The 13,379-nt window shown below is 57.6% G+C and carries 16 protein-coding genes; 9 read left to right on the top strand and 7 right to left on the bottom strand.

All coding sequences use genetic code 11. The features are described 5' to 3' along the window. Positions 1-91: 91 nt before the first annotated feature. Positions 92-1,273, top strand: a complete 1,182-nt coding sequence (locus tag H6F57_RS06265; RefSeq protein ID WP_190627536.1) for a citrate synthase — start codon at positions 92-94, stop codon at positions 1,271-1,273. Positions 1,274-1,493: 220 nt separating this feature from the next. Here the strand turns inward: H6F57_RS06265 and H6F57_RS27920 are convergent, their stop codons facing one another. Both H6F57_RS27920 and H6F57_RS27915 read right to left on the bottom strand, forming a co-directional pair. Next, entirely contained in the window at positions 1,494-2,261 is a 768-nt protein-coding gene (locus H6F57_RS27920; RefSeq protein WP_199289731.1) for an L-lactate permease, read from the bottom strand. Further along, on the bottom strand, positions 2,213-3,163 hold the full coding sequence (locus H6F57_RS27915; protein WP_199289732.1) for an L-lactate permease: 951 nt from the start codon (positions 3,161-3,163) through the stop codon (positions 2,213-2,215). The genes H6F57_RS27920 and H6F57_RS27915 overlap by 49 nt, the downstream gene beginning before the upstream one ends. 253 nt (positions 3,164-3,416) lie before the next feature. Between H6F57_RS27915 and nuoH the strand changes: the two genes are divergently transcribed. From nuoH to H6F57_RS06235, 5 genes are all read left to right on the top strand, one after another. Then, positions 3,417-4,535: an NADH-quinone oxidoreductase subunit NuoH gene (nuoH, locus tag H6F57_RS06255; protein ID WP_190627539.1), complete on the top strand. Its 1,119-nt coding sequence runs from the start codon at positions 3,417-3,419 to the stop codon at positions 4,533-4,535. Positions 4,536-4,642: 107 nt separating this feature from the next. Further along, on the top strand, positions 4,643-5,278 hold the full coding sequence (ndhI, locus tag H6F57_RS06250; protein ID WP_199289750.1) for an NAD(P)H-quinone oxidoreductase subunit I: 636 nt from the start codon (positions 4,643-4,645) through the stop codon (positions 5,276-5,278). Between the two features lie 82 nt (positions 5,279-5,360). Beyond that, a complete protein-coding gene (locus H6F57_RS06245) occupies positions 5,361-5,972 on the top strand; it encodes an NADH-quinone oxidoreductase subunit J (protein ID WP_190627542.1) in 612 nt (203 codons plus the stop codon). 92 nt (positions 5,973-6,064) lie between these two features. Then, a complete protein-coding gene (nuoK, locus tag H6F57_RS06240; RefSeq protein WP_073606437.1) occupies positions 6,065-6,370 on the top strand; it encodes an NADH-quinone oxidoreductase subunit NuoK in 306 nt (101 codons plus the stop codon). Between the two features lie 150 nt (positions 6,371-6,520). Next, a complete protein-coding gene (locus H6F57_RS06235) occupies positions 6,521-7,441 on the top strand; it encodes an NAD(+) kinase (protein ID WP_190627544.1) in 921 nt (306 codons plus the stop codon). Positions 7,442-7,561: 120 nt separating this feature from the next. On the opposite strand, the gene H6F57_RS06230 is transcribed toward H6F57_RS06235, so the two are convergent. Further along, positions 7,562-7,852, bottom strand: a complete 291-nt coding sequence (locus H6F57_RS06230; RefSeq protein ID WP_190627545.1) for a hypothetical protein — start codon at positions 7,850-7,852, stop codon at positions 7,562-7,564. A 277-nt stretch (positions 7,853-8,129) separates the two neighbouring features. Between H6F57_RS06230 and H6F57_RS06225 the strand changes: the two genes are divergently transcribed. The 3 genes from H6F57_RS06225 (at position 8,130) to H6F57_RS06215 (ending at position 10,553) form a co-directional block, all read left to right on the top strand. After that, the gene (locus H6F57_RS06225; protein WP_190627546.1) at positions 8,130-8,651 is read left to right on the top strand and encodes a photosystem I assembly protein Ycf3; all 522 of its coding nucleotides are present in this window, start codon (positions 8,130-8,132) and stop codon (positions 8,649-8,651) included. Positions 8,652-8,916: 265 nt separating this feature from the next. Continuing rightward, entirely contained in the window at positions 8,917-9,204 is a 288-nt protein-coding gene (gene gatC / locus H6F57_RS06220; protein ID WP_190627549.1) for an Asp-tRNA(Asn)/Glu-tRNA(Gln) amidotransferase subunit GatC, read from the top strand. 206 nt (positions 9,205-9,410) lie between these two features. Next, positions 9,411-10,553 (top strand): TRAP transporter substrate-binding protein, encoded by a 1,143-nt coding sequence (locus H6F57_RS06215; protein ID WP_190627551.1) that lies wholly within the window; start codon positions 9,411-9,413, stop codon positions 10,551-10,553. A 6-nt stretch (positions 10,554-10,559) separates the two neighbouring features. Here the strand turns inward: H6F57_RS06215 and H6F57_RS06210 are convergent, their stop codons facing one another. The 4 genes from H6F57_RS06210 to H6F57_RS06195 form a co-directional block, all read right to left on the bottom strand. After that, a complete protein-coding gene (locus tag H6F57_RS06210; RefSeq protein ID WP_190627553.1) occupies positions 10,560-11,894 on the bottom strand; it encodes a TRAP transporter large permease subunit in 1,335 nt (444 codons plus the stop codon). A gap of 65 nt (positions 11,895-11,959) precedes the next feature. After that, positions 11,960-12,553, bottom strand: coding sequence for a TRAP transporter small permease subunit (locus H6F57_RS06205; RefSeq protein ID WP_190628080.1), 594 nt, complete (start codon positions 12,551-12,553; stop codon positions 11,960-11,962). A 74-nt stretch (positions 12,554-12,627) separates the two neighbouring features. Further along, on the bottom strand, positions 12,628-12,966 hold the full coding sequence (locus H6F57_RS06200; RefSeq protein WP_190627556.1) for a nucleotidyltransferase domain-containing protein: 339 nt from the start codon (positions 12,964-12,966) through the stop codon (positions 12,628-12,630). After that, entirely contained in the window at positions 12,959-13,363 is a 405-nt protein-coding gene (locus H6F57_RS06195; RefSeq protein ID WP_190627558.1) for a nucleotidyltransferase substrate binding protein, read from the bottom strand. Before H6F57_RS06195 ends, H6F57_RS06200 begins: the two co-directional genes overlap by 8 nt. Between the last annotated feature and the right edge of the window lie 16 nt (positions 13,364-13,379).

Below are 13,379 nucleotides of genomic sequence, written 5' to 3'. Positions count from 1 at the left end.
CGCTAAGGTTGATTAGATGATTTGGTAGCGTTGATTCTAAGGGGGTTAACGCCCTTGGAATCACAGGTCAGCAAATGGGAGCGACAATACTATGACCGCATGTGAGTACAGGCCCGGTTTAGAGGGTGTACCGGCCACCCAGTCGAGCATTAGCTATGTGGATGGCCAGGCGGGAATTTTGGAATATCGCGGCATTCCCATTGAAGAGTTGGCCCAGCGGGGCACCTTTCTCGAGACGGCCTACCTGTTGATTTGGGGTGGGTTGCCCTCCAAGCCAGAGCTAGAGGCCTTTGAGTACGAAATTCGCTACCACCGCCGCCTCAAGTACCGCATCCGCGACATGATGAAGTGCTTCCCCGAGAGCGGCCACCCCATGGATGCTCTACAAGCCTGCGCGGCTGCCTTAGGTCTGTTTTACTCGCGCCGCGCACTGGACAATCCGGTCTACATTCAACAGGCGGTGGTGCGGCTACTGGCCAAAATTCCCACTATGGTGGCGGCGTTTCAGCTGATGCGCAAGGGCAACGACCCGGTGCAGCCCAGGGACGACCTCAACTATTCCGCCAACTTTCTCTATATGCTCAACGAGCGTGAGCCCGACCCCCTGGCGGCGCGGATCTTTGATATTTGTCTCACCCTCCATGCCGAGCACACCATCAACGCCTCGACCTTTTCGGCGATGGTGACGGCCTCGACCCTCACTGACCCCTACGCGGTGGTAGCCTCGGCGGTGGGCACCCTGGCGGGGCCGCTCCACGGCGGGGCGAACGAAGAGGTGATCGACATGCTGGAGGAGATTGGCTCGGTCGAAAACGTGCGCCCCTACGTGGAGCGCTGCATTGCCGAAAAGTCTAAGATCATGGGCTTTGGCCACCGGGTCTACAAGGTCAAAGACCCTCGCGCCACCATTTTGCAGGGGCTGGCTGAGCAGCTGTTTGCCAAGTTTGGCCAAGACGAGTATTACGCGATCGCCCTAGAAATGGAGCTGGCCGTTTCTGAAAAGCTCGGCGCTAAGGGCATTTACCCCAACGTTGACTTCTACTCGGGGCTGGTCTACCGCAAGCTAGGCATTCCCACCGATTTGTTTACGCCAATCTTTGCGATCGCCCGGGTGGCTGGTTGGCTAGCCCACTGGAAAGAGCAGCTCGGCGAAAACCGCATCTTCCGGCCCACCCAAATCTACACCGGCCCCCACAGCCAGGCCTATGTCGACCTGGCCAATCGTCCCCACATCTGGGATAAACAGGGTTTTTCGGTGTCTCTACCCTCCTAATTGGCCACTGATGGGTCAGACCCCCCTGGGCACTCTTCTCCCCTGCGCAGATTATTGATCTAGTGACGATTTTCAGGAACTCCTGCCCCTCTGGCGCTTGCGCTGGGGGGCTTTTGTTTGGATGGGTTTTAGGTTTCCGGTATCAGGTTTTTAGGTGTCAGATTTAGAGGGCAGCCTAGAACCCGAAACCCAGAACCCGAGACCCTACACCCCTATCTCCTCATCCCCCAACCGTGGCCCATACCATCCCAATCACTCCCGCCAGACCCAGATAATAGGCCACTACCGGCAAGAGCTGGCGCATGAGCAGCCCCTCTCGGCCCAGCAGCCCCACCGTCGCCGCCGCTGCCACCACATTTGACACGCAGATGACATTCCCCGCCGAGGCTCCTACCGTTTGCAAGGCTAAAATCAGCGGTGTGGGTGTGCCGATCTTCTCGGCTACCCCAAACTGAAACAGTGAAAACATCATGTTGCTGACGGTGACGCTGCCCGCCACAAACGCGCCGATCAGCCCGACTCCAGCGGCAAACATCGGCCAGGTGCCCCCAGCGATCGCCGCCATACCCTCCGCCAGAGCCAGGGGCATGCTGGGCAACCCAGCACCGTTGACATCTGAATTGATAAATACCCGCGCCATCAGCACGGCAGAGCCCAAGGCGAGGGCTGTTTTTTGCAGGATGGGGAGCGATCGCCCCACCGCCCGCCCCAAATCCCGCGCTTTCATCTGGTGTAAGAAATAGGTGATCGCCACCACCAGCAAAAACATAGTGGCGGGCAGATAGAAGGGGGTTGAGGCCGCCGCAACGGTCGTGCCAAAGATTCCTGTCCACGAGGCCCGCATGCCCTGGAGCCAGCCCTTGAGAGGCAGCTGTGTCAGCCGCGACAGCACTAGCAGCACCCCCAGCAGCACGTAGGGCAGCCAGGCCTTCACCACCGTCATCCCCACTGGGGCGTCGTTAGGGTGGGCGACAGACTCCCCGACCACGCCTCCGGCCAGGTCTCCTCCGGTGGAAAATCCCAGGCTTGCTCAGGTTGTAGCCAGCCTTTGCGAATGATGGTCACCACCAGCATCAGCCCCACCAGCCCGCCCATCATCGACGGAAACTCTGGCCCCAAAAATACTGCCGTCAGCGCGTAGGGCACGGTAAACGCCAGCCCTGCCACCAGGGCAAATTTCCACAACCGTAGACCTTCGGCCTTTGACTCCCCGGCACCAAACAGGCGGGTGATGATCGCCACCAGCAGCAGCGGAATAAACATGCCAACGATGGCGTGAAGAATGGCCGCGTGGCGACCAACCCCGGCGATAAAACTCGCTAACTCCAGGTTTTGCGCCGTCAGGGCCGCTTCCACTGCCGCCGCTCCGCCCAGCCCTGCATCCATGCCAAATAGCAGCGGCGTACCCACCGCCCCAAAGGTCGAGGGCGTACTCTGAATGATCAGCGCCGCCATCACCGCCGCCAGGGCTGGAAACCCCACCGCTACCAGCAGCGGCACACAGACCACCGCTGGGGTGCCAAAGCCCGACGCCCCTTCAATAAAGCTGCCAAACAGCCAGGCAATCACGATCATCTGCACCCGGCGATCGGGCGATAGAGTCAGCAGGCTCTGGCGAATCACGGCGATCGCCCCTGAAGCTTGCAGCACATTCAGCAGCAAAATCGCCCCAAACACAATGAAAAGGATTTCGGCTGCGATCGCTGCCCCCTGCACCAGAGACGCCGCAATGTAATTCACCGGCACTCGCCACACCAACCCCGCCACTAAGGCCGTCACCCCCAGCGCCCCCGGCATCGCCTGACTCGCCGGTCGCCGCGCCACCACCAGCAGCAAGAAGACGGTCAGAATCGGCAGTAGGGCAACTAGGGAGGTGAGGATGAGGGGCATGGGCGGGAGAGGGGAGTGGGGTAGTCAGGATTGTAGGGGGAGTGAAGAGTTTTGAGTTCTGGTGGCAGCGCTTGAATCCAAAACTCAAAACTCAGCACTTAAAACTTTCTCCCCACCCTCCCCTCAATTCCTTCCCGCCAAAACTTCCTATGAATCCCACCTGCCTGGCTCGGTGGATCGCGGAAGATAACGGTAGAATCTAAAGTGTTTTCTCTCTGCCAGAGTTAACTGTACCGTTGCTAAGGACTGGCCCATGAACCAAGGAATTGACCTACAGGGTAGTTTCGTGAATGCCCTCGTCGACCTGGGGCTGCCCGCTGGAGCGGCAAAGGCTCTGTGGCTGCCCCTGCCCATGGTGGTGATTCTGATTGGGGCCACGGTCAGCATTTTTGTCACGGTATGGCTAGAGCGCAAGATTTCTGCCGCCGCTCAGCAGCGGATTGGGCCTGAGTTTGCTGGGCCGCTGGGTACCCTTCAGGCCGCTGCCGACGGCATCAAGCTGATTTTTAAAGAAGACATTACCCCCGCTAAGGCCGACCCAATTCTGTTTACGCTGGGGCCTGCGATCGTGGTGATCCCAGTGTTTCTGTCGTACCTGATTGTGCCCTTTGGCCAAAATCTGGTGATTACCGACCTCGGCGTTGGCATCTTTCTGTGGATTGCCCTCTCCAGCATTGCTCCCATTGGCCTGCTGATGTCGGGCTATTCCTCCAACAACAAGTACTCCCTGCTAGGGGGGCTGCGGGCGGCGGCCCAGTCGATCAGCTACGAAATTCCCATGGCGCTGGCGGTGCTGGCGGTGGTGCTGATGTCTAACAGCCTGAGCACCATCGACATTGTCAATCAGCAGTCGGGCTACGGCATTTTGGGCTGGAACATCTGGCGACAGCCCGCTGGCTTCCTGATTTTTTGGATTGCTGCCCTAGCGGAGTGCGAACGTCTGCCCTTTGACCTGCCAGAGGCAGAGGAAGAGCTGGTGGCAGGCTACCAGACCGAATACACCGGCATGAAGTTCGGCCTGTTCTACGTCGGCTCCTACGTCAACCTGGTGCTGTCGGCGCTGATTGTCTCGATTTTGTATCTGGGCGGTTGGGAATCTCCCATCTCAGTGAGCTGGTTAGCTAGTCTGATTGGGGTCAGTGAAACTACCCCCTGGCTCCAGGTCATTACCGCTTCCCTCGGCATCGTGATGACCCTGTTCAAGGCTTATGCCCTGGTCTTCATTGCGGTGCTGCTGCGGTGGACCGTACCCCGCGTTCGCATTGACCAACTGCTTGACTTTGGCTGGAAGTTTCTGCTGCCGGTGGCGTTGGTCAACCTGTTGCTGACCGCCGCCCTCAAGCTGGCGTTTCCGGCTGCCTTTGGTGGCTAGCTTAGAGAGCTTGCCTTACCCTGTAATAAGTGGCTGCTGGTGGCTAACCCCTGCTGAACGCTCAACTCCCCATCGACAATCTGTACCACTGCGGAGGTTTCCCCATGCTGGGTTTTCTTAAACAAGTCGGCGATTATGCCAAAGAGAGCTTACAGGCGGCCAAGTATATTGGCCAGGGGCTCTCTGTAACCTTTGACCACATGAGTCGCCGCCCGGTGACAGTGCAGTACCCCTATGAGAAACTGATCCCCTCAGAGCGGTTTCGGGGACGCATTCACTTTGAGTTTGACAAGTGCATTGCCTGCGAAGTGTGTGTGCGGGTGTGCCCCATCAACCTGCCCGTAGTCGATTGGGAGTTTGATAAGGCGACTAAGAAAAAAGACCTGAAGCACTACAGCATTGACTTTGGGGTCTGCATTTTCTGCGGCAACTGTGTGGAGTATTGCCCCACCAACTGCCTGTCGATGACCGAAGAGTATGAGCTGGCTGTCTATGAGCGCCACCAGCTGAACTACGACAGCGTGGCCCTGGGTCGTCTGCCCTACAAGGTCACCCAAGACTCGATGGTTACTCCCCTGCGGGAGCTAGCCTACTTACCCAAGGGTGTCATGGATCCTCACGACCTGCCGCTCAACGCTCGACGGGCCGGCCAGATGCCCCAGGAAATTTTAGAGGCGGCTCAAAAAGAGGCTACAGCGGCTGAAGGTGAAGCTAAAGCCAGTGAAGCCAAGCCCAAGGAGTAATGCACCCGTTAGGGTTCCGTGGTACATTCGCCTAAGCTAAGACCACGGCTGCGATCGCTTAATTTTTACAGGAGTCAAGACTGTGACGCTAGCGGAAGGAGTACAACTCGTTGCCTTTGGCATACTGGTTGCGATGACGCTGGGGGGTGCCCTGGGAGTCGTGCTGTTGGATAACATCGTCTACTCAGCGTTTTTGCTGGGAGGCGTATTTACTAGCATGGCGGGCCTCTATATCTTGCTCAATGCGGGGTTCGTGGCGGCGGCTCAGGTGCTGGTATATGTGGGTGCTGTCAGCGTGCTGATTCTGTTTGGGATCATGCTGGTGAATAAGGAACAGCAGTTCACCCCCATGAAGCAGGCTTGGGTGGGCAAGCTCGCCACAGGCGGAGTTTGCGTCGGTCTGTTTGCGCTGCTGACAACCTCAACCCTAAACACGCCCTGGGCTATTTCTACCGAAGTGCCCAAGGGTGAGATGGCTACTGTCGCCATTGGCATTCACTTTTTTACCGACTATCTGCTGCCCTTTGAGCTGGCTTCGGTGCTGCTGCTGATTGCGCTGATTGGGGCGATCGTGCTGGCCCGCCGCGAGTTGATTCCTGACGTGCTTCCTGGGGAGGCTGCTTCTGAAGCATTACAGCTGCCAGAGCGACCGCGCGAACTGGTGTCGTCGGTGGCAAGCCCAGAGTCTGACTAGACCTCTGTTCGGCTGCCTTGGCAGGCTGATGAAAAACTGCTGCCCAAGGCTCAAAACTGTTGTTAGGGATTGGAACGGATTCTTCTTCAACCATGCAACTTGAGTATTTTCTGCTTACTGCCGCTGCCCTGTTCTGTATTGGCATCTATGGCTTGGTTAACAGCCGTAACGTCATTCGCGTGCTGATGTCCATTGAGCTGATGCTAAATGCGGTCAACCTGAACCTGCTGGCGTTTTCGAACTACCTCGACCCGGTAGGCATCAACGGTCAGGTGTTTGCGGTGTTTGTGATTAGTATTGCGGCCGCCGAGGCGGCAGTGGGCTTGGCCATTGTGCTCTCGATCTACCGCAACCGTGACACCGTGGATATGGAGCAGTTCAACTTGCTCAAGTGGTAGGCCTGCCGAAGCGTAAGAATATCTGGATTGTAGAGGGGGTGGCCGTTGCTCCCTCTACAATTGTCTTTAAAACACTGGGGTGTTGCTGTCTAGGTACGCTGGAGACGGTGTGCTCTCTCACTCTGTACTATCAACCCACGGCATTTTGTTGTGCAACTTGAGCAAGTCATCATTGTCCATAAGGCTGGCAATCGGCTGAGCCAAAAGTGGGCCGAGAAGTGCGCCCACCAGCTAGAGGCCCTGGGCAGCAAGGTCTTGCGCGGCCCCAGCGGGCCAAAAGACAATCCCTACCCGGTGTTTTTGGCCTCGGTGAGTCAGCCAATTAATCTGGCTATTGTGTTTGGTGGTGACGGCACGGCGCTGACCGCGGCTCGCAATCTGGCTGCTGAGAATATCCCGATTCTGGCGGTCAATATTGGCGGACATCTGGGGTTTTTGACCGAAAGCTCTGAGGAGATGGATGACACCGAGTCGGTGTGGGATCGGCTGCTGAGCGATCGCTTTGCCGTTCAGCGGCGCATGATGCTACAGGCCCGCATCTACGAAGGCCACCGCACCAACCTCGACCCCGTCAGTGAGATGTACCTGGCCCTCAACGAAATGGCTATCAAGCCCGCTTCCCCCGATCGCATGATCACCTCCATGCTCGAAATGGAGATCGACGGCGAAGTAGTGGATCAATACCAGGGCGACGGTCTGCTGATCAGCACCCCCACTGGCTCGACTGGCTACACCGTGGCGGCGGGTGGCCCGATTATTCACCCCGGCATGGATGCAATCGTAGTGACGCCCATTTGCCCCCTCAGCCTATCGAGCCGCCCGATTGTGCTGCCACCGGGCTCAGTGGTTAGCGTGTGGCCCCTGGCTGACCCCGACCTCACCACCAAACTGTGGACTGACGGAATTATGGGCACCGCCATCTGGCCGGGGCAGCGGGTGGATGTGCGCAGCGCTGAGGCGATGGCCCACTTTATTATCCTGCGGCAGAACCATTCCTACTACGGCACCCTGCGTAGCAAGCTCAACTGGGCTGGCACCCGCGTCAACTATGTGAACAACCATAGAAACTAGGTGACCTGTCATGAAAAGAGTGGAAAAACGAAGAATGGAAAAGCTGTTTTCAACTTAGTGGTTCTTGGCTTGTCATTTCCTCCTCTGGTCAATCCTCGGTCTTCGCTTTTCTGTTTTTGCCTACGAGCTGCGGCGATCGCGGTGGATATCATAGATCGCTTTTTCCCAGCACCACTGCTGGCTCTGGCTGGGGTTGCGCAGCTGCACCTGCTCGACCAAGCGCTCGGCCACAGCCTGGTTGCCCCCCACTAGGCGCAGGAGCTGCCGCTGGGTGTGGCCCCGCACCGATCGACTCGGGGCGGTGGCGGTTGGCGAGCGCTTGGCGGCGGGCCGTCGTCGGCCCTGGCGGCGATTGAGCCAGAAGATGAGAGCAATGATGAGCGCGATCGCCAGTAAAAGAGATAAATCCATTCCAGCGGCATAACGTAGCTATAGCCCTCGGATCCATCAACCAGAAGTGGGTCACGCCAGTGAACTCACTCCTAGGGCCGAATTGAGCTAACTCTAGTTCTACACAAAAATGCCGTCTATCGGCAGGTGGCCCCAATGCTGCTGCCATTAAACTGCCAGGGTTTGCTAGTGTAATTTATATATTTGTCTAGCCTAGGCCCCCGAGCAACTGCTGCGGCAACACCACCGCCATCGGGCTTAGGTAAGCGTTAAGTCCCTCATTTGCGCGTAGCTACCCATGCCAAGAACCCAACGCAACGACAACTTCATCGATAAATCCTTCACCGTCATGGCCGACATGATTTTGAAGATAATGCCCACTAAAAAGAGCCAGAAGGAGGCCTTTGCCTACTACCGCGACGGCATGTCTGCCCAGGCCGATGGGGAATACGCTGAGGCCATGGAAAACTACCGCGAGGCCCTGACTCTGGAAGAAGAACCCTACGATAAAAGCTTCATTCTTTACAACATGGGCCTGATTCACGCCAGCAACGGCGAACATGAAATCGCCCTAGAGAAGTATAAGGAGGCACTCGATCTAAACCCTCGCCTGTGCCAGGCCCTCAACAACATCGCGGTGATCTACCACTACAAGGGCGAGCAGGCCGAGGCCAGTGGCGACACCGACACCGCCGAAAATCTCTTTGATGAGGCAGCCCGCTTCTGGCTAGAGGCCATCACCATTGCCCCCAACAACTACATCGAAGCCCAAAACTGGATGAAGAACACCGGCCGCATGAAGAATGACATTTTCTTCTAGTGGTTGGTCACGCTTAAAATCCTTGATTCCCTGCAGGTTGCGTAGAGCGTTAGCGGCACTCAATCTACGAAATGCCCCAGTTGTGCAACTTGACAGAGTACCAAGCTGTAGCCTGTAGGGTGGGCAATGCCCACCCTCAATTGTCGTTCTACTGGTTGGCTTTTGCCCTGGTCTCCCTCAGCTCGGTAACAGTTGTTGGGTTCCATTGCATCTCAGCCAACCTATAGCCGATGAGATTTAATTCCCCTTTCTGGATAACGTTTCCATGATCGATCTTGAACAAGTTCGCAAAGTTGCCCTTTTGGCCCGCCTAGAACTCACTGCGGAAGAAGAAGCACAGTTTACCGGGCAGCTCAGCGGCATTCTCGACTATGTGGAGCAGCTCAAGGAGCTCAACACCGACGACGTAGAGCCTACTACCCGCGCCATCGAGCTCAGCAACATCACCCGCACCGATAGTCTCCAGACCTTCGCCGAACGAGATGCTATTCTCGACTGCGCCCCCGATTGCGAAGATGGCTTCTTCAAGGTGCCTAAGATTCTGAGCGAGTAGTAGCGGGTTAAAACCCAACTAATTCAGCATTAATGGCCGCCTAGCTTAGTGTCTGCGGTGCAGGGTTTGATTTCTTACGATTTCCTACTGATAGCGTAGACAGATCTCAACCTATAGGACAATCGACCTCAGTTTGAATATGCAGCAGTCGCCGATTGATGGCTGCTGCTTTGTTTTGTTCTGAGGTTTCCCTACGTTGAGGTGCCATGAAGCGTCGGCAATTGGTTAAAACGACAACCTGGGGTGTGGCGGCGGCTACGACCGCGAGTGTGGCGGCCTGCACCGGGGCCTCTTCCCCCGTGGCAGAGGGCACTGCTGAGGATTTGCCCCGCATTGACTGGCAGATGGCTACCAGCTGGCCTGCTGCCCTCGACACAATTTTGGGTGGGGCTCAAACCTTTGCCGATCGCGTCAGCGCCATGAGCGGCGAGCGGTTTACCATTTCACCCCGCTCCGCTGGCGAAATTGCTCCACCCCTGGAAGTGCTCAATGTGGTCTCTCAGGGGGCAGTGCCCTGTGGTCACACAGCGTCGTACTACTACGTGGGGCGCAGCCCGGTGATGGGCTTTGGGGCCAGTCTGCCCTTTGGCCTGACTCCTCAGCAGCAAAACGCCTGGCTCTACGAGGGGGGCGGGCTGGACAAGCTCCAGGAGTTTTACGCCCGTCAGTTCAACGTGATTCAGTTCCCCGCTGGAAATACCGGGGCGCAGATGGGGGGGTGGTTTCGCCGCGAGATTGCCAGCGTCAGCGACTTGGCGGGGCTCAAGATGCGCATACCCGGTTTGGGGGGCCAGGTGATGAGCAAGCTGGGGGTAACGGTGCAGACGCTGCCTGGGGGCGAGATTTTTCAGGCACTGCAAACCGGGGCGATCGATGCTGCCGAGTGGGTTGGCCCCTACGACGACGAAAAGCTGGGGCTGAATAAGGTGGCCCAGTACTACTATTACCCTAGCTGGTGGGAACCGGGGAGCACTCTCGAAGTGCAGATCAACCTCGATCAGTGGAATCAACTGCCTGAGGTCTATCAGCAGATTGTCCGTACGGCTGCCTTTGAGGCCAACCTAGAAATGCTGGCGCGCTACGAAACCCGCAACAACGAGGCTCTACAACGCCTAGTTGACGACGGCGTGCAGCTGCGCGAATACAGCGCCGAGATTATGACCGCCGCCCAGGAGGCCACGTTTGACCTCTACGACGAGTTTGCCGCTAGCGATGCCGACTTCAAGACCATCTATGACGACTGGCGCGGATTTCGCGATCGCATCTACGCCTGGAGCCAGCTCAACCAAGGGGCCTTTGAACGCTTTGTCTACAGCAATTTGAAGGCTGGGGGCGAGCCACCCGCCTAGGCGGGGCTACTGGAGCGATCGCTCCACCAGCCAGCTCACCGTCTGGGGAAACACCATCACGACCATCAGCACCACTAGCTGAATGGCCATAAACGGCAGCGCACTGCGGTGAATTTCTCGGGTGCTAATGGTCTTTGGGGCCACGCTCTGCAAATAAAACAGCGAGAACCCGACAGGTGGCGAAATAAACGCTGTCTGCAAATTTAGCGCCATCACTACCCCAAACCACACCATGTCGATGCCTAGCGCCTGAGCAGCGGGCACCAGCAGCGGCATGGCAATAAAGCAAATTTCAATAAATTCTAGAAATACCCCCATGGCAAAAATTACCAGGTTGGCCACCAGCAAAAAGGTCAGGTAGCCTCCCGGCAGATTCACCAGCAGATTGGTGATCAGAGTCTTACCCCCCAGCGCATCAAACACTAGGCCAAAGAACGACGAGCAAAACAGAATAATCAGCACGACCCCAGTCACGATCGCTGTGGCGTGGGCGGCCTCTTGCAGCAGCTTGAGCGTCAGCCGCCGGTTGAGGGCGGCCAGGCCGCAGGCACCCACGGCCCCTACCGCACCCGCCTCAGTGGGGGTGGCAATGCCAAAAAAGATGCTGCCCAGCACCACAAAAATCAGCAGCACCGGCGGCACGATCGCCTTCAGCGCCCGCTTTAGCAGCTCCCAGCGGCTGATCTGGCGCATTGCTAGGGGCAGCGGCGGGGCCGTACCGGGTTTGAAGTAGGCCACCATTAGCACGTAGACAGCGTAGGCTCCGGCCAGCATCAGCCCCGGAATCAGCGCTCCCAAAAACAGATCGCCCACCGACACCCCCAGCTGGTCGCTCAGCACCACCAGCACCAGGCTGGGCGGAATTAGCTGCGCCAGGGTGCCCGAGGCAATAATGGTGCCAGCGGCCAGCTCTTTGTCGTAGCCGTGGCGCAGCATAATCGGCAGCGAAATCAATCCCATTAGAATGACCGTGGCGGCCACCACCCCAGTCGCCGCCGCCAGCAGGGTGCCGACCAGCACCACCGCCAGGGCCATGCCGCCGCGCAGAGGGCCGAGCACCAGGCCGATGGTCTCTAGCAGCTCCTCCGCCAGACCCGACTTTTCGAGCACCGCGCCCAAAAACACAAAAAATGGAATCGCCAGCAGGGTGAAGTTGGCCATGGTGCCAAACCAGATGTTGGGCAGCAGCAAGAGGCGGGCGGGTTCAAACGCCCCCAGCAGCCAGCCTACCAGGCCAAATACCAGCCCCGTACCGGCAAAGGAAAACGCCACGGGGTAGCCGCTCATCAAGATCAAAAAGAAGCCAACGAACATCGCGATCGCTAACCACTCGTAGCTCATGGCGCTCCTTACAAGGGGGACTCAAGAAACTGCATTCTGAAAACTATGACATCGCCCATGACCGCTCACTCCAGGGGAGGGAGGTCAGCCTCGGCCTCCGGCAGCAGTCTGCCCTCGATGTAGCCACACCACACCGCCCAATACTTGATCGCTTGGGCCACAGCCTGGAGCAGCAGCAGCCCAAAGCCCACCAGCACCATTGATTTGATCGGTGCCCTAGGCAGCCCGCTGGCGTCAGGAGAAATCTCCCAGCGGCCCCAGGTGCCGTCGGGCAGCAGCCCCCACGACTGCATTACCGGGTTCACCGTCACCCACAGCCCCAGTACGCAGAACGGAATCAGGAACAGCACCGTGCCCCAAAAGCTAATCATGGCCTTGCGGCGATCGCTCCAGCCCGCCTCCAAAAAATCGACCCGTACATTCCCCCCCTGCTGGAGGATGTAGGGAAAGCTGAGCAAGAAGGTGAGCGAAAATAGATACCACTGCAACTCGAGCAGCCCGTTAGAAGCTAGCTGCAAGCCCAAAAAGCGGCCAATGTAGCGGGCCATAACGTTGTAAAAGCCCACGGCAACGGTGAGCAGCACCAGCCAGCTCAGACTTTTGCCAATCCACTCGCTCAGGTCATCGATGGCCTGAGCCACGCGCAACAGCCGTCCGATTATCCTAGGACTCAGCACTCTTAGCTCCCTCGCCGACTAGCGTTGGAGTTGATAATACCGCCTAACGGAATGTGCTATGGAACAGAGGTTTGAGGGAACGCGTTAGCCCCGTCGTAAAGGACTACCCCAACGCGATCGATGTGGTCAGCCAACGGCTGATCCAAGCTGCTGTAGTGAACAACGTCGAAGAAATAGAGCAGCGGCAGCTCTTCATTCAGAAGGTCGGCCAGCTGGGCGATGGTGCGGCGGGTGATGCGATCGCCCTTCACCGCCAAATCTACGTCTGACCCTGGCTTGTAGTTGCCCTTGGCCCGAGATCCAAACAGCACCACCGCCGCAATTTCCTCAAACTGGCCGCAAGCCCCGACGATCTGAGCCATGTCGCTCTCTGTGAGACCGTAGGCGTTAACCATCAGCCTTGACCTTTAGGACTTGGTAAAGTTCGCTCAGCAGGGGAAAGTAGTCGTTGCGAATGCTGGCTTCGACGGCGATCGCTGTGGCTTCATTGTAGGTATGCGTGGTCAGGCTGCGGTCTTGCAAAGCACTCATCCAGCTATGCCCTTGACTAATCAGACCGATCTGGTATCCCTGTTTAATCGCCTCTCGGGGTGTTCTCACCACGATGCCTTCGGCCTCCTCATAGTCTTTCATCACCTTCCACGCCAGCTCAAAGGCCAGTTCAAAGAACTGAATGATTCCCGCACGCTCCGCCAGGGAGGGCGACTCGATCGTTAAGGCATCGCGCAGCAGCAAAAACGTGCGCTCGAAGTTAGCGAATCGCTGAACCCAGCGGATATCGGGGGGATGCATGGGAGTTGCGCTATTT

Source organism: Leptolyngbya sp. FACHB-60, from assembly GCF_014695775.1.
In the GTDB taxonomy this organism is placed as follows: domain Bacteria; phylum Cyanobacteriota; class Cyanobacteriia; order Phormidesmidales; family Phormidesmidaceae; genus Nodosilinea.
Note: the sequence above shows the minus strand (reverse complement) of the source record. Positions and strands in the feature narration are given on the sequence as shown.